Raw genomic sequence first — 19,550 nt, 5'->3', positions numbered from 1 at the left:
ACGTGCGGGACAGCGGAGTGAGGGCGAGCAGTTCGGTTGCCGGCGCGATCCGCTCGCCCGAGGAACCGTGCGACCTGGTGACCGTGCCGGCCCGGCAGGGGATGGAGGCCGTCGACATCCTGCGGCTCCGGGAGGGCGTCGGCCAGGTGCTGCACGACGGGCCCTGCGACACGCTGGGCTTTCTGGTGCCGCCGGGCACCGCGGCGGCCTGGGACCTGCCGGGCAGTGCCTGTACACAGACCTTCCAGGCCGGTCCGCGCCCCCTCGCCGAGCCTCCGGTCAACGGCACCGGGTGGCTGGTGCCGCCGGAGGGTGCGCAACTGCGCACCACCGAGCCGGCCCGGCTGCGCGCAGCGCTCGGCGAGGCGGCCCGCACCATCGAGGCCGTCGACCGCTGCCGCTGAGCCCGGCCGACGCTCGCCCGGTCACCCCCCACCAGCGGCCGCCGGCCCCGGCCGCACCGGCCGCCGGCCCCGGCCGGCGACCGGCCGTCCTCCCCGGCCGCGCCGCCCGCGATACTGGAGGGCGTGGCGAGGAGACGACGGGACGACGCGGGCCGGCGGCGCACGCGGCAGCACCGCGAGGAGCCGGCCGAACCGGTCGGCGGCGGACTCGCCCGGCTGGAGCCGGACCCGGACCGTCCGCGCGCCTGGACGCTCACCGTGGACGACGCCCCGCAGTCGCACGTCGACCTGGACGATCCGGCGTATCTGGACTTCGCCTATCAGCGCCGCCTCGGCCACGTGCTCGACCTGGCCGCGCCGCCGGGGCGCCCGCTGCGCGTGCTGCACCTCGGCGGCGGCGCCCTGACCCTCGCGCGGTACGTCGCCGTCACCCGGCCCCGCTCCACGCAGCAGGCCGCCGAGACCGACACCGCGCTGACCGCCTTCGTACGCCGTGCACTGCCGCTGGACGCCGGGTGGCGGATACGGGTGCGGTCCGGCGACGCCCGCGCGGTGCTGGCCCGCGTACCGGACGGGTGGGCCGACGTGGTGCTGAGCGACGTCTTCCACGGAGCACGCACGCCCGCCCATCTGACCAGCGTGGAGTTCGTCGCCGACGGGCGGCGCGTGCTGCGCCCCGGCGGGGTGTGGGCGGCCAACCTCGCCGACGGCGGCGGACTGACGCACCTGCGCGGGCAGGTGGCGACGGCGGGCGAGGTCTTCCGCGAGGTGTGCGCCGTGGCCGACCCGGCGGTGCTGCGAGGGCGGCGGTTCGGCAACGTCGTGCTCGCGGCGTCCGACGCGGGCCTCGACGTGGCCGAACTGACCCGGCGGGTCGCCGGAGACCCGCACCCCGGCCGGGTCGAACACGGCGCCGCCCTGGCGGCGTTCGCCGCCGGGGCGAAGCCGGTGACGGACGCGACCGCCGCGCCCTCACCGGCCCCGCCGGCCGGTTCGTTCTAGCCCGCGGCCCCCGGATCGCCCGGCAGCAGGCCCGTCCGGCACACCTCGGCGTACCAGGCGGCGCTCGACTTCGGCGTGCGGCGCTGCGTGGCGTAGTCGACGTGCACGGCACCGAAGCGCTTGGTGTACCCGTAGGCCCACTCGAAGTTGTCCAGCAGCGACCACAGGAAGTAGCCCCGCACGTCCGCGCCCTCGGCCATCGCCCGGTGCACCGCGGCGAGGTGGCCGTGCAGGTAGGCGATGCGCTCCGGGTCGTCCACCCGGCCCGTGGCGTCCGGCTCGTCCGCGCAGGCCGCCCCGTTCTCCGTGATGTACAGCGGCAGCCCGGGAACCTCCCGGGTGAACCCCAGCAGCAGGTCCGACAGGCCGGTCGGGTCGATGCTCCAGCCCATGTCGGTGCGCGCGCCAGGGGGTTGGTGGAACGCGACCCGGCCGGCCCCCGGCCAGGGGGAGTGGGCGCTGGCGCCGTGGCCGTCGCTGCGCTCCACGTCGCCGCTGTCGACCGCCGACACCAGGGACGGGGTGTAGTAGTTGACGCACAGCGCGTCCAGCGGCTGGTGGATCAGTTCGAGGTCGCCGTCCCGCACGCAGGACCAGTCGGTGATTCGGGCGGTGTCCGCGAACAGGTCCTCGTCGTAGCGGCCGTGCAGCATCGGGCCGGTGAAGACGCGGTTGGCGAGCGCGTCGATGCGCCGCGCCGCGTCCAGGTCCGCCTCGGAGTCCGAACGGGGGCGCACCGCGGCGGGGTTGAGGCTGACCATCGCCTGCGCCCGGGACGGCAGCACCGTGCGCAGCGCGGAGACGCCCAGCCCGTGGGCGAGGTTGAGGTGGTGGGCGGCGTGCAGCGCGGCGGCCGGGTCGGTGCGACCCGGCGCGTGCACCCCGGAGCCGTAGCCGAGGAAGGCGCTGCACCAGGGCTCGTTGAGGGTGGTCCACATCTCCACCCGGTCGCCCAGCGCCTCCCCGACGAGTGCCGCGTAGTCGGCGAAGCGGTACGCCGTCTCCCGGGCCGGCCAGCCGCCCGCGTCCTCCAGTTCCTGCGGGAGATCCCAGTGGTAGAGGGTCAGCACCGGCGTGATGCCCGCGTCGAGCAGTTCGTCGGTCAGGGCGCGGTAGAAGTCCAGGCCCTGCTGGACGGCCGGGCCGCGCCCGGTGGGCTGCACCCGGGACCAGGAGACGGAGAAGCGGTAGGCGCCGAGGCCGAGCCGCGACATCAGCGCCACGTCGTCCCGGTAGCGGTGGTAGTGGTCGCACGCGACGTCGCCGGTGTCGCCGTTCAGCGTCCGGCCGGGGGTGTGGGAGAAGGTGTCCCAGATGGACGGCGTGCGTCCGTCCTCCCGCGCCGCCCCCTCCACCTGGTAGGCGGCGGTGGACGCACCCCACACGAAGCCGGGCGGAAACCGGCGGGTCGCGGATTCCGTCGTCGAGGGTGCCGGAGTTGCTGCAGTCATGGAAGCGCTCCCAATTCAGGTCTGGGCCGCCCGCCCGGAACAGTCACGTCCAGAGGGTCCGGCGGGCCGGCGTCGTCACGGGTGGTTGCGGGTCAGCCCTTCACGGCGCCCTGCATGATGCCGCCGACGATCTGTCTGCCGAACAGGGCGAAGACCAGCAGCAGGGGCAGCGTGCCCAGCAGCGATCCCGCCATGATCACCGACTGGTCGGGGATGTAGCCGCGGTCGAGGCCGGTGAGGGCGACCTGGACGGTCGGGTTCTCCTGCGTCAGCGCGATGATCGGCCAGAAGAACTCGTTCCAGGCGAGCACGAAGGTCAGCATGCCGAGGACCGCCATCGCGGGCCGGGCCACCGGGAAGACCACGTGCCACACGACGCGCAGGCTGTGCGCGCCGTCCACCCGGGCGGCCTCGATCAGCTCCGTGGGCAGCGCGCTGACCAGGTACTGCCGCATGAAGAACACGCCGAACGCGCTCACCATCATCGGCAGGATCACCGCCTGGAGCTGGTTGGTCCACTCCAGTTCGGCGATCGCCATGTACAGCGGCACCACGCTGAGCTGCGGCGGGACCATCATCGTCCCGATCACCAGCAGCATCAGCAGGTTCTTCGCGCGGAACCGCAGTTTGGCGAAGGCGAAGCCGGCCAGCGTGCCGAAGAGCACCGTGGCGACCGTGACGGAGCCGGCGACCACGACGGTGTTGAACAGCGCCAGCCCCATGTTGGCGTCGAACCACGCCGTCCAGAGGTTGGTGAACAGGTTCTGGCCGAACCAGAACGGCGGCGGCGTCTCGGCGAGCCGTTCGTTGTCACGGGAGGCGGCGATCGCCGTCCACACCAGCGGGAACAGCGAACCGACGGTGAAGACCGTCAGCACCGTGTACGTGATCCAGCCGCCGTGCAGGTGCCTGCCGGCCCGTCGCGCCACGGGCCGCGCCGGGCGGCGGGCCGTCGGGTGTGCCATGGCGTGCCTCCTCACTGGCTCTTGCCGAGCCGACGGGCGAACAGCCAGTTGACCAGGCCGATCACCACCAGGATCAGGAACATCGTCCAGGCGATGGCGGAGGCCCGGCCGAGATGGAAGTTCACCCAGCCCTGCTCGTACAGGTAGAGGCCGAGCGTCTGGTACTGCCCCGAGGCGCCGCCCGACGCGGTCGTCCCGAAGAGCAGCGGTTCGCCGAAGAGCTGCGTCGCGCCGATCGTGGAGACGACGACGGTGAACAGGATCGTCGGACGCAGCGACGGCACCGTGACGTGCCGGAACTGCTGCCACCGGGACGCGCCGTCCAGCGCCGCGGACTCGTACAGGTCGTGCGGCACGGCCTGCATCGCCGCCAGGTAGATCAGCGCGTTGTAGCCCGTCCAGCGCCAGATGACGATGGTCGACACGGCGATCTTCGAGGACCAGTCACCGGACTCCCAGGCGATGCCGTCCACGCCGAAGAAGCCCAGCACCCAGTTGATCATTCCGTAGTCGCGGCCGTAGAGCATGGCGAAGACCAGCGTGGCGGCGGCCACCGAGGTCGCGTACGGGGTGAGCAGGGCGACCCGGTAGAACGTGGAACCGCGCAGCTTGTAGTTCAGCAGGTGTGCCAGGCCGAGGGCCATGAGCAGCTGCGGGACGGTCGACAGGACACCGATGACGAAGGTGTTGCCCAGCGCGTTCCAGAAGAAGTCGTTCCGGACCAGCTGGGCGAAGTTCTCCAGGCCCGCCCACTCCATGTCCGTCGGCGCGTGCAGCGAGACGCGGTGCAGCGACGCCCACCCGGTGTAGAGCAGGGGGAAGAGGCCGAAGGCGGCGAAGGCGAGGAAGAACGGTGCGATGAGCGCGTACGGGCTCCAGCGGGCGTCGCGCTGGTGGCGCCGGCTGCGCCGGGCGGCCCGCCGCGCGGCGGACGCCCGGTCGGCGTCGCCGGACGGCGCCCGGCGGGGACGCTTCGGGCCGCCCTCGCCGCTGCCGCTCGGAGGGCGCGACCGGGCCGGGGCCGCGCCCCCCGGAGGAGCGGGGGGCGCGGCGTCGAGACGTTCGGAGGTCATGCGCACAGCTCCGGTCAGCCGAGGGCGTTGTCGATGGACTTGACCGCGGAGTCCCAGCCTTCTTCGGGCGACTTGCCCTGCTGCTCCACCTGCCGGATGCCTTCGGCGAGGGTCTCGGCGACGATCTGGTCCTTCGGGCCGAGGATCTGGACCGGGACGCCCTTGGCGGCCTCGGTGAAGATCTTCCCGGTCGGGGCGTCGCCGTAGTACGCGTGCGTGGCCTCCTCGACCTCGGGCAGCGCGAACGCGGCCTGCGAGCTGGGGAAGCTGCCCCGCTTCTGGAAGAGTTTCGCCTGCTGCTCCGGCGCGGTCAGCCAGGCGGCGAGCTTGACGGCCTCCTCACGGTTCTTCGCGTTCTCCGGCACGGCGAGGAAGGAGCCGCCCCAGTTGCCGGGGCGAGGGGCGTCGGCGACGTCCCACGTGTCGGCGTTCTTCTTGCCCGCCTTGCTCTCGATGTAGCCGAGCATCCAGGCCGGGCACACCACGGTCGCGAAGTCGCCGTTGGCGTACGCCTGGTCCCATGCGGGGGTGAACTGCTGGAGCTTCGCGCTCAGCTTGCCCTCGGCCGCCCGCATGGACAGGTCCCAGGACGTCTCCACGGCCTCGCTGTCCTGGTAGACCAGCTCGCCGCTCTCGTCGTAGTAGCGCTCGGCGTAGCTGGAGACCGCGCCGTTGTAGAGCCCGGCGGCGCTGTCCATGAAGCTGGTGCCGGACGGGGCGTTCTCCGCGTACGTCTCGCCCGCGTCCACGTACTTGGCCCAGTCGTCCGCCCACAGGTCGGAGACCTTCTCCCGGTCGGTGGGCAGCCCGGCCTTCTCGAAGAGGTCCTTGCGGTAGCAGACCGCCATCGGTCCGGTGTCCGTGCCGAGGCCGATGACCTTGCCGTCCTCGGTGGTGGCCTGCTCCCACTTCCAGTCCAGCCAGTTCTCCTTCTTCACGCCCGCGGCGTCGGAGAGGTCGACGAACTTGTCGGCCTGGAGGGTGGCGACCTCCTTGATGTTGCCGACTTCGACCGCCTGGATGTCCTGGAGGCCGGCGCCGGCGGTGAGGTGGTTGAGCAGCGCGGGGTAGTAGTCGGCGTTCTGCGCGGTGACGTTCTCCTTGATGACGACGTCCGGGTGGAGGCGCTCGTACTCGTCGTAGAGCCCGGCCTCCTTGAACCCGAAGGTGCCGAAGAGGCCGACGGTGACCTCGGTCTTGCCGTTCCCGGCCGTGCTGCCGCCGTCCCCGGCACAGCCGGAGAGCAGCCCGGCGCCCAGGGCCGCGGCGATCCCGAGCGACGTCAGCCGCCGGGCCGATCTGCGTGTGGTGCGGGTCGTGCGTCGGTACTGGCTGTGCATCGCATCCTCCCGAACGTGTACGGAACCTGAAGGCGATCAGGTCCTTGGGAGCGCTCCCAGATGTGATGAGTTGAAGGGTTGCCCAGTGCGTCCGGGGTGTCAAGAGACGGGGAGAGACCATGTCGACACCGTGATGAAGCGGGTGTGCGGGCTCCTCCGCGCCGGTGCGGTGTCACCGCCCGCGAACCTTTGGCCCGGTACCCGGCGTCACCTGCACGGACCTCCGGGGCGGCTGGCGATGCGTCACCCCTGTGGACACGCCCCGGATGCGACGCACCGTCGGCTCCCGTTTGCTCGCAGCTATGAATGCAGCAACGCGACGCCCGATAGCAGCTCTACGCCGCGCCGCCTGCGGCTCGCTGACGGCGGCTCTGCTCGTCGGCGGCAGCTGGGGACTTGCCTCCCCGGCCGCGGCGACCCATCCGGCCCACACGCACGACGACCCCCTGGGGGCGGGTCCCCACACCCTCGGCGGGCCCTGGTTGTCGGACCTCCCCGCGCTCTACGGAGGCTGGCGGTCCGGGCCGCCGGAGTCCTGGGCCAGCCCCGTCACCGGGTCGACCGTCTCCGCGCCGTACGGCATCCGCGGCGACTGGGCGGCGGGTCACCACACCGGCGTGGACTTCGCCGTCCCCGTCGGCACCCCGGTGCACTCCGTCGGGTCCGGCAAGGTCGTGTTCGCCGGCTGGTCCGGCGCCTACGGCAAGGCCGTGACCGTCCGGATGGACGACGGCAAGTACACCCTCTTCGCCCACCTGTCCAAGATCGACGTCGAGGAGGGCGACCGGGTGAAGGCCGGCACCGTGCTCGGCGAGTCCGGCAACACCGGCCGCAGCACCGGGCCCCACCTGCACTTCGAGGTGCGCGAGGGGCGTGACTACGGCACGGACGTCAACCCCGTCGCCTACTTGGAGGAACGCGGCGTCGAGGTCGTCTGACGAGCCGTCCGGTCCTTCGTGCGCCGTGGACGCCCGCCGGGCCGTACTGCCGTCGTCCTCGACGGTCCTGCGCCCGGCATGGTGCTGGGGAGCCGTCCGGCGGACGGCTCCCCAGCCTGTGAGAGGTGCGCGCGGCTCGACGCGGCTCCTGCGGCGGCCGCGGGCGGGCGTCCCGTCAGGACAAGAGGTCCTTGTAGAGGTCGGGACGGCGCTGGTCGAGCAGCGGGTAGCGACGGCGCATGGTCTCGATCAGCCCGAGGTCGAGGTGGCTGGTCACGACGCCCTCGGTGTCCGAGGCCGTCGCCACGACCGTCCCCCAGGGGTCGGCGATCATGGAACGGCCGACGAATCCGATGCCGCTGACCGGCTCGGTTCCGACCTGTCCCGAGGCCACCACGAACACCTGGTTCTCCGCGGCTCGCGCCCTGATGAAGAACTCCCAGTGGTCGAGCCGTGGGCTGAGGAACGCCGAGGCGCACACGACGACGCGCGCTCCGCGCAAGGTGAGCACGCGGTACACCTCGGGAAAGCGGAGATCGGAGCAGACGGTGACGCCCAAGGGGCCCAGGTCGGTGTCGAACACCGGGAGGTCGTCCCCGGCCTGCACCTTGTCTGATTCGCGGATGCCGCCACGGATGTCGACGCGGTCGGGCGCATCGAAGAGGTGCGTCTTGACGTAGGACCCGATGATGTTCCCGTTCGGGCCGATCAGCGGAGCGAGGTTCTGATACCCGCCTCCGGGCGTCTCGGCGTAGAGGGACCCGACGATGTGCAGTCCGTGTTCCCTCGCCTTCGCGGCGAGGCGCTCCGTCGTGGGCCCCGGCACGGGCTCGGCGATACGGCGGTAGCAGTCGGGGTCGGAGTATCCGAGCCCCGTCCACACCTCCGGCAGGACGACGAGCTGCGCGCCCTGGGCCGCTGCGCGGTCGATCAGCCGGAGGCAGGTGTCGACGGTGCCTTCCTTGTCGTCGTCCCGGGCGGTCAACTGCACGCACGAGACGGTGAGCGTGTCCGCGGTCATCGCGTCGCTTCCTTCCTGACGGGGTCGGCCGAGGGCTTGCTCGGTGTCGGTTCGGTGGAGGGGTGGGCGTCTGCCGGCGCCTCGTCACCCGCACCACCGGTGTCCTCGTTCCGGATCAGGGAGTCACGGTGGGACTCGGGGATGCGCAGAGCGACGACGAACACGCATGCCGAGAGCACCGCCATGTAGACGGCGGGGGCCAGCAGGCTTCCGCTGACGTCGACGATCCAGGTACCGAAGAGGGGCGCGGTGCCGCCGAAGACGACGTAGGCGCTGTTGTAGCCGATGGAGGACCCGCTGTACCGCGTGCGGGTGGGGAAGAGTTCGAGGAAGACGATGCCGACCGGCCCGAAGAAGACCCCCAGGGCGAGGGCGAGCAGGCTCTGGCCGGCAACCGCCGTGGCCAGCGAACCCGCGCTCGCCAGCAGGTAGGCCGGAAGCGAGAGCACGGCGCTGGCGGCGGCGCCCACGACGAGGACGGGACGCCGGCCGATGCGGTCGGACCACTGCCCGGCGAGCGGCATCGTCACGAACGCGACGGTCAGAGCCACGCAGTTGGAGATCAGCGCTTCGTTGCTGTCGAGTCCGACAGACTCGCTGAGGTAGGTGGAGAAGTAGCCGGTGAGGGTGTAGAAGCCCAGGCCGGAGAGGGCGGCCATGGCGAAGGAGAAGCCGAGGCTGCGGCGGTGATCGCGCAGCACGGTGACGATCGGCGCCTTGGTCACGCGCTCCGCGGCCTGAGTGGCGCGGAAGGCGGGGGACTCCGAGACGCGGCTGCGGATGTAGAGGCCGACCAGGGACAGGAGACCGCCCACCAGGAACGGCACCCGCCACCCCCACGACTCGTAGGAGGCGGAGCTGAGCGTGTTGGTCAGCAGCAGGACGAAGAGTGCCGCGAAGACCGCGGGCAGATTGGCGAACGAGTAGGTGAAGCCCACGTACATGCCCCGCTTCCCCTGCGGCGCGTGCTCGGCGACCAGGGCGTTGGAGCCCATGGCCTCGCCGCCGGCCGACAGCCCCTGGAGCAGTCGGCACACCAGGAGCAGCACCGGGGCCGCGATGCCGATCTGCTGGTAGGTGGGCAGCAGGCCGATACCGGCGGTGGAGACGCCCATGAGGAGGATGATCACGGCCAGCACGCCTCGCCGGCCGAGCTTGTCGCCGAGGTGCCCGAAGAGGAGACCGCCCAGCGGGCGCATCAGGAAGCCGACGGCGTACACGGCGAACGTCGAGAGCAGGGACGCGACACGGTCCTCCGCGGGGAAGAACAGAGTGGCGACGATGGAGGCGGCGTACGCGTAGACGACGAAGTCGTACCACTCGACGAACTGTCCGATGGCCGCCGAGGTGACCACGCGGCGGCGCGCCGAGCGGGGGGTGAGGGAGGGGGTGGACGGATTGCTCATCGTGCTTCTCCCGTGGTGACGGGCAGGGAGGGGCCGGCACCTGCCGGTTCCTTGGACAGAGGGGTGACCTGGGGTGCCACCTGGTAGCGGCGGTGCTTCAGCGACGGGATGGCCGTACGGACTTCCCGCAGGTGCGCGACGTCGAGCCGGTGCACGGCGACGCCCTCGGTCCCCAGGCAGGCTGCCGCGGTGAGACCGAGCGGGTCGAGGATCTGGCTCAGCCCCGCACTGCGCGGCGGCGGCTGATCGGACGCCAGTACGTAGCAGGTGTTCTCGATGGCCCGGGCCCGGAGCAGCGTCTCCCAGTGCATCTCCTTGTGAGGGCCGGCGACCCAGGCCGAGCTGACGGCCAGCACGTCGGCGCCGCGGTCGACGAGCGCGCGAGCCATCTCCGGGAACCGCAGGTCGTAGCAGTTGAGCAGTCCGACGGTGAAACCGCCCACGGGGACCGTGCACAGCTCGGCGAAGTCGGGTGCGGTGCGGGCCGCGGTCACCTTGTCGGACTCCTGCCAGGAGAACGCGTCGAACAGGTGCACCTTGTCGTAGCGCGCCTGCGGCACGCCGCCGGGGCCGGTGACGACCAGACGGTTGTGCGGTGCGGCGTCGCGGTCGCCGTCGACCGGGGCGAAGGCTCCCGCCACCAGGGTGACCCCGGTGTCCTCGGCGACCGCGGCGAGGCCGTCGACGAACGGCTCGTAGTGGAGCCGCGCGGCGTCGGCGATCTCTGCGGCCGGCACGTCCCAGGCGTACATCGCGGCTTCCGGGAAGACGACCAGTTCCGCGCGCTCGGCCGCCGCCGCTGCTGCGAGCTGACGGACGCGGCGCAGGTTCGCGCGCACGTCCGTGCTCGCCGCGAACTGGGCGACGGCCGCGTGCAGCGCTTGCGGCGGATGGGGCGACGTCACGGGCAACCTCCTTCTCGCTGTCAAAACGTTTTGAGTCAAAACCTTTCGCCTAGAATGAGCGCGGCGACGCCACAGGTCAAGACTTCGAGGTGTGCGATTCCGGGCTACGTGAGAGAGGGCCGATGACCAAGCAGCACGACGGCGCGCAGCGCCGCGTGACCATCCGGGACGTGGCGCAGCGCGCCGGCGTGTCCATCTCCACGGTCTCGCACGCGATGTCCGGCCGCCGCAGCATCTCGGCGAGCACCCGGACGCGCATCCAGGAGGCCGCGGAAGCGCTGGGCTACAACGCCAACCCCCTCGCACGGTCCTTGCGCACCGGCCGGTCCGGGGTGATCGGCCTCATCCTCCGGCCCCGGGACGCCGTGCACGGATCACTCGGAGGCACGGAGACCTTCACCCGGCTCGCGGGCGCCATGGCCACCGCCGCGCTCGAGAAACGGCTGGGTCTCATCCACGTGCCCGACATCCTGGACCCCGCCGCCCCCCGGGTGCCGATGGACGGCTGCATCGTCGCTCACCCCTACGGGGACGACGAAGTCCTGGCCGAGCTCCTGCGGAGCGAGGTGCCGGTCGTGACCGTGGACGAGGACCCGGACCGGCCCGAATTCCCCTGGGGAGTCCTGTCCGACCACGGCCACGCCGCCACCACCGTGCTCGACCGCCTGTACGACCAGGGTGCCCGCCGCGTCCTGCTGCTGACCGGTACCGAGGACAACGCCTGGAACCGGCGTGCCGGTGAGGCGTATCGGGCGTGGGCCGCCCGGCACGGTCTGCCGCCCCGGCACGAGTCCCTCTACGAGGGCGAGGGGGTGCAGGGCGCGGAGCGCCTGGCCGTACGGGTGCTGGACGGCCCGCAGCGTCCCGACGCCGTCGTCGCGGCGGCCAGCCGGTTCGCGTCGGGCGTGGCGAGGACCGCCCACGCCCTCGGCCTCCGGATCCCCGAGGACGTGATGCTGGCGTCCCTCACCGACAGCGAGTACACCCGCGGGCACCTGCCGCCGATCACTGCGGTCGACCTCGTGCTCGAGGACCTGGCCGTCGCCGCCGTCGACCTGCTGATGCGCCGGCTCAACGGCGAAGCGCCTCCGCAGCAGCCCCCGAGATTCCAGCCCGTCGTGCAGTGGAGGGCCTCGACGGCGCGGCGATGACGCCGTCCGGGTAGCCCGCAGCCGGGTTCCGCCGCGGGTGCCGGGGGGAGGGAAGCCGCCCGACTCCCGACACGTGTCGGGGCGAGGTGTGAGACGAGAACACGGCGTGAAGACTGCCGGATTCCGGCAATGCCGCGTGTGCACGCGCTGTGGCACGGTGAGGCCACACGACAACGGGCACGGGGGTGCGGCGATGGGGGATTTCCTGCGGGCGACGCTGGAATTCCCGGCCGTTCTCTTCACTCCCGCGCTGCCGGCGGTGCTCGCCTACTGGCTCTTCGTGCTGCTCGGGGGCGTGCCGCTGGGCACCTTCGCGGAAGGCGGAGGTGGCCGGCGGCTCCCCGGGGGCGCCGGCGCGGTGAAGCGTTCGGCGCTGTCGCCGTTTCACGGAGCGCCGTCGGCGGTGGTGGTCTCGCTGCTCGTCGCGATTGCCTGGTTCTTGTCCCTGGCCGTCACCGTGCTCGTGCCGGGCACGCTGCTCCGGCTCGCCGCGCTGCCCGCGGTGCTCGGGGCCGCCCTGGCCCTCACCCGGCTGACGCTGCGGCCCCTGCGCCGCTTCGCGCGTCCCGAAGAGGGCATCTCGCACGCGGAGTTCGTCGGCCGGGTGTGCGTGATCCGCACCGGACGGGTGAACGCGCGCTTCGGCCAGGCCGAGGTCGCCGCACCGGACGGGGCGACGGCCCTGGTCCAGGTCCGCGCGGACGACGCCCTCGGCCCGGAGCTCGCCGCGGGCGACACGGCCCTGATCTACGCGTACGACGCGGAAGGCGGTCACTTCCACGTCGCGCCCTACGACGCTTCCTGAAGCCGAAGCCTCCGGAAGCCTCCCGAACGAAGGACATCCCGCATGGACGTCATCTCCACCGGACTCGGCGTGCTGATCGCCGCCGCGCTGCTCGTCACGGTCGCCCTGCTCTTCGTGCTGGGCCGCCTGTTCCGCAAGGTGCCGCAAGGCAAGGCGCTGATCGTCTCCCGGATGCGCAAGGTGGACGTCACCTTCACCGGCGCGGTCGTGCTGCCCGTGCTGCACCGGGCCGAGGTCATGGACATCTCGGTGAAGACCATCGAGATCGGCCGCACCGGCCGCGAGGGCCTGATCTGCCGGGACAACATCCGCGCCGACATCCGCATCTCGTTCTTCGTGCGCGTCAACAAGACCGTCGAGGACGTGGTCAAGGTCGCGCAGGCCATCGGCACCGAGCGCGCGAGCGACCGGGCGACGTTGCAGGACCTGTTCAACGCCAAGTTCTCCGAGGCGCTCAAGACCGTTGGCAAGCAGCTGGACTTCGCCGACCTCTACACCAAGCGCGACGAGTTCCGCGACCGCATCGTCGCGGTCATCGGCACCGACCTCAACGGCTACAGCCTCGAGGACGCCGCCATCGACTACCTGGAGCAGACCCCGCTGGCGCAGCTCGACGGGAACAACATCCTGGACGCCCAGGGCATCCGCAAGATCACCGAACTCACCGCGGCCGAGCACATCCGTACCAACGAGTGGCAGCGGAACGAGGAGAAGGAGATCACCCGCCAGAACGTCGACGCCCGCGAGGCCGTGCTGGAGCTGGAACGCCGGCAGGCCGACGCGGAGATCCGCCAGCAGCGCGAGGTGGAGACGGTGCGGGCGCGCGAGGAGGCCGAGACCGCACGGGTGCAGGCCGAGGAGCGCCTCCGCTCGCACACCGCGCACCTGAAGACCGAGGAGGCCCTCGGCATCCAGAACGAGAACCGCGAGCGGGAGATCGCCGTCGCGAAGCTCAACCGCGACCGGGTCGTCGCGATCGAGAACGAGCGGATCGAGAAGGACCGCCTGCTCGAAGTCATCGCCCGGGACCGGGAGACCGAGCTGCGCCGCATCGCCGCCGACAAGGAGGTCGAGGCGGAGAAGCGCGACATCGCCGACGTGGTACGCGAGCGCATCGCGGTGGAGAAGACCGTCGCGCAGCAGGAGGAGGAGATCAAGAAGCTGCGCACGGTCGAGGAGGCCGAGCGCGAGCGGCAGGCCCTCATCATCGCCGCCGAGGCGCAGGCGCAGGAGCGCCTGGTGAAGGACATCAAGGCCGCGGAGGCCGCCGAGCAGGCGGCCGGGCACCGCGCGGCGGAGGAGCTGACCATGGCCGAGGCCCGGCGCAAGGCGGCCGACCTGGACGCGCAGTCGGCCGTCCGGCTCGCCGAAGGCCGGCGGGCGGAGGCCTCGGCGAGCGGGCTGGCCGAGGCCGAGGTCCAGGAGCGGATGGCCGACGCGCTCGCCCGCAGCCGCCAGGTGGAGGCGCAGGCCGCGAAGGACATGGGGCTCGCGGAGGCGGAGGCCAAGCGCCAGCTGCTCAAGGCCGAGGCCGAGGGCATCAACGAGAAGGCCGCGGCCATGGCGGCGCTCGACGAGGCGAGCCGGGAGCACGAGGAGTACCGGCTGCGTCTCGACGCGGAGAAGGAGATCCGCATCGCCGGCATCGACGTGCACCGGCAGATCGCCGAGGCACAGGCCACGCTGGTCGGCGCAGGTCTGGAGAAGGCGAACATCGACATCGTCGGGGGCGACTCGGTCTTCTTCGACAAGCTGGTCGGCGCCATCTCCGCGGGCCGCAGCGTCGACGCGTTCGTCGACGGCAGCACGTCGGTGCAGACCATGGCCGGTCCGTGGCTGAACGCGGACGGAGACGGCTCGACCTTCACCCGGGACGTGACCCGCATGGTCGCGGGCCTGGGCGCCGGGGGCATGCGCGACCTGACCGTGGCGGGCCTGCTCAGCAAGCTCGTCTCGGCGGAGGGGCCGCACACGGCGCAGCTGACCGCGCTGCTGGAAGCGGTGCGGGGCACGGACGCGGGCGAGGTGCCGGTCTCGGCACTCGCCGCCTGAGGCCTCCGCCGCACAGACACGGCGGGCGCGGCGGGGGCGGCGGCTCAGCGGAACGACGGGGCGGAACGGGAAGGGAAGCAGGGATGGACGGTCGGCAGCAGGCCGGGCAGGGCTCCGGCAACGCCGGGAGCGGGCCGGAGACGGACCGCGACGACACGACGTACGAGGTGCTGCGGCGCCGCATCGCCGTGGCCGCCGCGGAGTTGTCCCGGCGTACGACGGCCCTCAACGACCGCCGTACCGAGAGCTTCGGCTCGGGCCGGATCACCCTTGAGGCGACCCACCGGGTCGGGACCACGGTCCCCTGCGTCCTGCGTGACGTGGCGCAGGTCGGCGGACTGCTGCTGACCGGCGGGGAGCCGGCACGGGGAGGCGGAGGCGAGGCGGGCGTGGAGGACGTCCTCGCCCTCCACCGCCGCACCGCCGACGGGCTCGAGGCGCTTTCCGCGTCGGCCCTGCCCGGCCTGCTGGACGACCCCGCCTTCCGGCAGGACTTCGCCGAGCTCCAGCGCTTCTTCCGGGGCGCGCGCCTGCTGCGGCTGCGCCGCACCGGCTCCCGGCTGCTGGCGGTCTTCCGCACGGGCGAGGGCGCCGGGGACCTGCGGGTGCTGCACTGGCGGCTCCCCGCGGACGGCGGCGCTCCGCGGTACGTGGACGCCCGCGGCGACCGGGCGGACGTCGCTCCGGCCGCCGTCCCGTCCGGCCTGGCCTGGACGGTCGCCGGACGCGACGCGCACGTGCCGGGACGGCATCCGCACGTCTCGGTGGACGGCGTGGTCTTCGTCAGCACCGAGGGCGGGCGCCTGACCGTGAAGACGGAGGACGACACCGAGACCGCCGACGGCGTCTGGTCGGAGCCGGTCGAGGAACCGCTGCAGTCGCTGGCCGACGCCGACGTGCGGTGGGCCCGGGTCGGTCCCCTCGTGCTGCTGCGGGTCCGCCCCTACAACGAGTCCGCGTACCGGCACCTGGTCGTGAACCGGCGGAACGGCGAGGTCGCCCGTCTCGACGGGACCGCGCGGACGGCGCTGCGGCTGCCCGACGACCAGGGCGTGCTGTTCCCCGGCGGGTGCTACGCGGCCTCCGCCCCCGCGGGCGAGGCGGTCCGCGCGTTCCCGGTGCCGGACGGCGACTGGCAGGTCGAGCGCAGCGTCGCCGCGCCGAACGGCGAGGACACGCTGTACGTCTTCCGCGACGCCGGGGGCGACGCCGACGGCGGGGGCGACGGCGAAGGCGGCGCCCTGCTGGTGCCGTACAACCGGGTGCGGCAGGAGGCCGGCCCGCCGCTGGCGGTCCGCGCCTGGACGCTCTTCGAGGACGGTGGCCTGGCCGTCCTCAGAACCGCCGAGGACGCGGCGGGCGACGGCGTGCGGCAGCACGCGGTGCAGCTCTGGCGTACGCCGTTCGCCGTGGAGGAGCACGCCGACGGTGCGCGTCCGGTGACGGGGCCGCTGGCCCGGGTGGGCAACGCCGAGCTGGTCCGCTGCGTGGCCGAATGCCTCGACGTCGCGCGGACGGCCGCCCATCTGCCCCCGGGTACCGAGGTGTTCACGGACGTCGCGGCGGCCTGCCGGCAGGCCGCCGACCGCTTTCCGTGGCTCCCGGACGAGGGCCTCGGCAGTCTGCACGAGCCGCTCGCCGACCTGCGGGAGGCGGCCGAGCTGATCGTGTCGGAGCAGGCCCGGGAGGAGGAGGCGCGGGCGCGGGGCGAGGCGGCGCTCGTCGCCGCGGAGCAGGACGCCCTCGGCCTGACGCGGCGGGCCCGCGGCGAGTCGCCGGCGCACTCCGGGCAGTGGGTGACGCTGCTGACCGGGCTGCGGCGCGCCCGGGGCGAGGCCGAGGCGCTGCGCGAACTCCGCCACACCGACACCGCCCGCGTGGCGGCGCTGGAGGAGAGCCTCGACGAGGCGCTGCACGAGACCGGCCGGCGGGCCGTCGGCCGTCTCGCGCGTCCGGAGGCGTTCTCCGACACGCTGGCGGAGATCGCCGGGCTCGAGACGGAGGCTGCCGAGGCGGCCACGGCCGCCGCGACCGAGGCGCCGGCCGAGGCGCTCGCCGCCCACGTCGAGCGGCTGCGCGCGCTGACCGACGTGTTCGAGGCGCTCGAGGTGGGCGACGCCTCCGTACGGACGGCGCTGCTCGGCCGTTTCTCCGAGGTCAACGCGGCCCTCAACCGGGCACGGGCAGTGGCCGACGGGCGGCGCCGGGACCTGGTGGAGCAGGAGGACCGGGAGGAGTTCGAGGCCGAACTCGCGCTGCTCGGGCAGGCGTTGAGCGGTGCTCTGACGGGCGCCGCGACGCCCGAGGCGTGCGACGAGCAGGTCGGTGCGCTGCTCGTCCGGGTGGAGGGGCTGTCCGGGCGTTTCGGCGGGCTGGAGGAGCGGGCGTCGCTGCTCGACGACCGCCGGGCGGAGATCGAGGACGCCTTCGCCGGCCGCCGGCAGACGCTGCTCGACGAGCGCGCCCGCAGGGCCGAACGTCTCGCCGCCTCCGTCGAGCGCGGCCTGGAGACCGTCGGCCGCCGCGCCGCCGCGCTGGAGGACGCCGAGGACGTCCGTGCCTACTTCGCCGCCGACCCGATGGTGTCCCGGGTGCGCGCCACCGTGGAGGAGCTGCGCGCGGCGGGCGACGCGCTGCGCGCCGCCGAGTTCGACGGGCGGCTCCGGGCGGCCCGGCAGGAGGCGCTGCGGGGGCAGCGCGACCGGGCCGAACTGCGGGACGGCGCAGGCACCGTGCGGCTGGGACGGCACCGGTTCGCGGTCAACGAGGCGCCGATCGCCCTGACGCTGTCGCCGCGCGACGGGGCCATGTGCCTGGCGGTCACCGGCACCGGCTACCGGGAGGACCTTCCCGCGGACGCTCTTGCCGGGACGGAGGAGTTCTGGGACCAGCCGCTCGCCTCCGAGTCCCCGGACGTCTACCGCGCCGAGTACCTGGCGGCGACGGTCCTGGACCGTCTGGGCGGCGACCCGGAGACGTCGGCAGCGCTCGAGGCGGCGACCGACGGCGACGAGGGCCACGACAGGCTGCTCGCCGCCGTGCGGGAGGCCGCGACCGCCGCGCACGACGAGGGCTACGACCGGGGCGTCCACGACCACGACGCGGCCCGCATCCTGGCCGTGCTGCTCGCGCAGCACCGTGCGGCCGGTCTGCTCCGCTTCTCCCCGGAGGTCCGCGCCGCCGCACAGGTGTTCTGGGCCCGTGGGGCGGAGCAGGAGGCGCGTGAGGCGTGGGCGGTCCGTGCCCGGTCGCTGGGACGTGCGCGCGCCCGTTTCGGCGACGCGACCGCCGCGGCCGAGCTGTCCGAGGAACTGACCGCCGCCGTGACCGGCTTCCTCACCGACCGGCTGCCGCCGGGGGCCTCCTGGGCGCCCGGCCGGGAGGCGGTCGGCAGTGCCCGTCTGGGCGCGGGCGCCTACCTGTTCGAGGAGCTCGCCGCATCCGGCGGCGACGCGCCCGGCCCCCGGTTCGTCACGGGCAGCGCCGCACGGGATCTCGCGGCCGGGTTCCGTGACGCCCTCGGCGGAGAGGACGCTCCTGCGGTGAAGGAGTACACCGAGGAACTGCGCGCCGTCGGGGACGACCTGCGGGCCCGCTACCAGCTGGCCGGCACCTGGCTGCACGCCTACGCGTCGGCGCACGAGGCCGAACGGTCCGCGCTGGCGGAGGCCGTCGCGCTGGAGGTGTGCGGCAGCGCGCTGCCCCGCCGGGACGCCGCCTCACCGGAGGCGACCCCGGCGACCGGTCTGCTCGGTGTCCACCCGCGGGTGCGGCAGGGCCTGCTGCCGGTCCGCATCGACGAGTTCCTCGCCCGCGCCGAGAAGTTCCGCACCGTCCGGGTGCCCGCCCACCGCGCCTACCGCAGACGGCGGGACGGCCTGCTGGCGCAGGCGCGGGAGCGGCTGGCCCTGGAGCGGTTCCAACCCCGGGTGCAGTCCGGTTTCGTGCGCAATCGGCTCATCGACGAGGTCTACCTGCCCCTGGTCGGGGAGGCGCTCGCCCGGCAGATCGGGTCCGCCGGTGTGGAGAGCCCGGCCGGACAGGGACTGTTGCTGCTGCTGTCCCCGCCGGGCTACGGCAAGACCACGCTGATGGAGTACGTGGCCTCCCGGCTCGGCATGCTGTTCGTGGCGGTGGACGGGCCGGCGTTGGGGCGGCACACCACCTCTCTGGACCCGGCGGCCGCACCGGACGGGGCCGCCCGGCGCGAGCTGGAGAAGATCGATCTGGCGCTGCGGCTCGGCGACAACGTGCTGCTGCACCTCGACGACATCCAGCACACCTCGCCCGAGCTCCTGCAGAAGTTCATCCCGCTGTGCGACGCGCAGCGCCGGATCGACGGGGCCGGCCGGCGCCACGACCTGCGCGGCAAGCGCTTCGCGGTGTGCATGGCGGGCAACCCGTTCACCGAGTCGGGCACCCGGTTCCGGGTGCCCGACATGCTGGCCAACCGCGCGGACGTCTGGAACCTGGGCGACGTGGTCGACGGCCGGGCGGACCTCTTCGCGCTCAGCCACGTCGAGAACGCCCTGACCTCGCACCCGGAACTCGCGCCGCTCGCCGCGCGGGAGCGCTCCGACCTCGATCTGCTGCTGCGGATGGCGGAGGGCGACCCCGCCGTACGGCCCGACAGGCTGGCCCACCCGTACCCGGCGGACGAGCGGGAGCGGATCGTGGCCGTGCTGCGGAACCTGCTCACGGTCCGGGACACGGTGCTGCGCGTCAACGCCGCCTACATCGCGTCCGCCGGCCAGGCGGAGACGGCCCGCACCGAACCTCCGTTCCTCCTCCAGGGGTCCTACCGGGACACCAACCGTCTCGCGGGACGGCTGGCCGGAGTGATGAACGGCGAGGAGCTGGAGCGGCTGCTGGACGACCACTACGCGGCCGAGGCGCAGGCGCTGGCCTCGGGAGCGGAGGCCGCGCTGCTCAAGCTCGCCGAGCTGCGGGGACGTCTGACCCCCGAGCAGCGCGAGCGCTGGGAGCACCTGAAACGCGCCGCGGCCTGACCGCTCGCCCTGCGGACGCCGCCAGGCC

General features: G+C 73.2%; 14 protein-coding genes. 7 read left to right on the top strand and 7 right to left on the bottom strand.

Annotated elements, in window-relative coordinates; genetic code table 11:
- The first annotated feature begins 2 nt into the window (after positions 1 to 2).
- Positions 3 to 404 (top strand): hypothetical protein, encoded by a 402-nt coding sequence (locus RM572_RS03225; protein ID WP_394813499.1) that lies wholly within the window; start codon positions 3 to 5, stop codon positions 402 to 404.
- Between the two features lie 123 nt (positions 405 to 527).
- Positions 528 to 1,406 (top strand): spermidine synthase, encoded by an 879-nt coding sequence (locus RM572_RS03220; RefSeq protein ID WP_311671709.1) that lies wholly within the window; start codon positions 528 to 530, stop codon positions 1,404 to 1,406.
- Here the strand turns inward: RM572_RS03220 and RM572_RS03215 are convergent.
- The 4 genes from RM572_RS03215 to RM572_RS03200 all read right to left on the bottom strand — a co-directional run bounded on the left by RM572_RS03215 (position 1,403) and on the right by RM572_RS03200 (position 6,235).
- Positions 1,403 to 2,857: a GH1 family beta-glucosidase gene (locus RM572_RS03215; protein WP_311671708.1), complete on the bottom strand. Its 1,455-nt coding sequence runs from the start codon at positions 2,855 to 2,857 to the stop codon at positions 1,403 to 1,405. The genes RM572_RS03220 and RM572_RS03215 overlap by 4 nt on opposite strands.
- Positions 2,858 to 2,949: 92 nt before the next feature.
- Positions 2,950 to 3,822, bottom strand: coding sequence for a carbohydrate ABC transporter permease (locus RM572_RS03210; RefSeq protein ID WP_311671707.1), 873 nt, complete (start codon positions 3,820 to 3,822; stop codon positions 2,950 to 2,952).
- An 11-nt stretch (positions 3,823 to 3,833) separates the two neighbouring features.
- Entirely contained in the window at positions 3,834 to 4,895 is a 1,062-nt protein-coding gene (locus RM572_RS03205; protein WP_311671706.1) for a carbohydrate ABC transporter permease, read from the bottom strand.
- 14 nt (positions 4,896 to 4,909) lie between these two features.
- On the bottom strand, positions 4,910 to 6,235 hold the full coding sequence (locus RM572_RS03200; RefSeq protein WP_311671705.1) for an ABC transporter substrate-binding protein: 1,326 nt from the start codon (positions 6,233 to 6,235) through the stop codon (positions 4,910 to 4,912).
- A 302-nt stretch (positions 6,236 to 6,537) separates the two neighbouring features.
- Between RM572_RS03200 and RM572_RS03195 the strand changes: the two genes are divergently transcribed.
- The gene (locus tag RM572_RS03195; protein WP_311671704.1) at positions 6,538 to 7,173 is read left to right on the top strand and encodes a M23 family metallopeptidase; all 636 of its coding nucleotides are present in this window, start codon (positions 6,538 to 6,540) and stop codon (positions 7,171 to 7,173) included.
- Positions 7,174 to 7,348: 175 nt separating this feature from the next.
- Here RM572_RS03195 and RM572_RS03190 read toward each other — a convergent pair whose 3' ends face one another.
- The 3 genes from RM572_RS03190 to RM572_RS03180 are packed head-to-tail and all read right to left on the bottom strand — an operon-like array spanning position 7,349 to position 10,505.
- The gene (locus RM572_RS03190) at positions 7,349 to 8,194 is read right to left on the bottom strand and encodes a carbon-nitrogen hydrolase family protein (protein WP_311671703.1); all 846 of its coding nucleotides are present in this window, start codon (positions 8,192 to 8,194) and stop codon (positions 7,349 to 7,351) included.
- Positions 8,191 to 9,600, bottom strand: a complete 1,410-nt coding sequence (locus RM572_RS03185; RefSeq protein WP_311671702.1) for an MFS transporter — start codon at positions 9,598 to 9,600, stop codon at positions 8,191 to 8,193. Before RM572_RS03185 ends, RM572_RS03190 begins: the two co-directional genes overlap by 4 nt.
- Entirely contained in the window at positions 9,597 to 10,505 is a 909-nt protein-coding gene (locus RM572_RS03180) for a nitrilase-related carbon-nitrogen hydrolase (protein ID WP_311671701.1), read from the bottom strand. Before RM572_RS03180 ends, RM572_RS03185 begins: the two co-directional genes overlap by 4 nt.
- A 122-nt stretch (positions 10,506 to 10,627) precedes the next feature.
- Here RM572_RS03180 and RM572_RS03175 point away from each other — a divergent pair, with 122 nt between their 5' ends.
- From RM572_RS03175 to RM572_RS03160, 4 genes are all read left to right on the top strand, one after another.
- Positions 10,628 to 11,656 carry a LacI family DNA-binding transcriptional regulator gene (locus RM572_RS03175; RefSeq protein WP_311671700.1) on the top strand — a complete coding sequence of 343 codons (1,029 nt, stop codon included), beginning with the start codon at positions 10,628 to 10,630 and terminating at the stop codon, positions 11,654 to 11,656.
- Between the two features lie 193 nt (positions 11,657 to 11,849).
- Positions 11,850 to 12,461 (top strand): hypothetical protein, encoded by a 612-nt coding sequence (locus RM572_RS03170; RefSeq protein ID WP_311671699.1) that lies wholly within the window; start codon positions 11,850 to 11,852, stop codon positions 12,459 to 12,461.
- A gap of 42 nt (positions 12,462 to 12,503) precedes the next feature.
- Positions 12,504 to 14,513, top strand: coding sequence for a flotillin family protein (locus tag RM572_RS03165; RefSeq protein ID WP_311671698.1), 2,010 nt, complete (start codon positions 12,504 to 12,506; stop codon positions 14,511 to 14,513).
- Positions 14,514 to 14,596: 83 nt separating this feature from the next.
- Positions 14,597 to 19,522 (top strand): DNA repair ATPase, encoded by a 4,926-nt coding sequence (locus RM572_RS03160; protein WP_311671697.1) that lies wholly within the window; start codon positions 14,597 to 14,599, stop codon positions 19,520 to 19,522.
- Positions 19,523 to 19,550 lie beyond the last annotated feature (28 nt).

The organism is Streptomyces hazeniae (assembly GCF_031845485.1).
Lineage (GTDB): Bacteria > Actinomycetota > Actinomycetes > Streptomycetales > Streptomycetaceae > Streptomyces > Streptomyces hazeniae.
The sequence above is the reverse complement of the archived record's forward strand: the minus strand, read 5'-3'. Positions and strand labels throughout refer to the sequence as shown.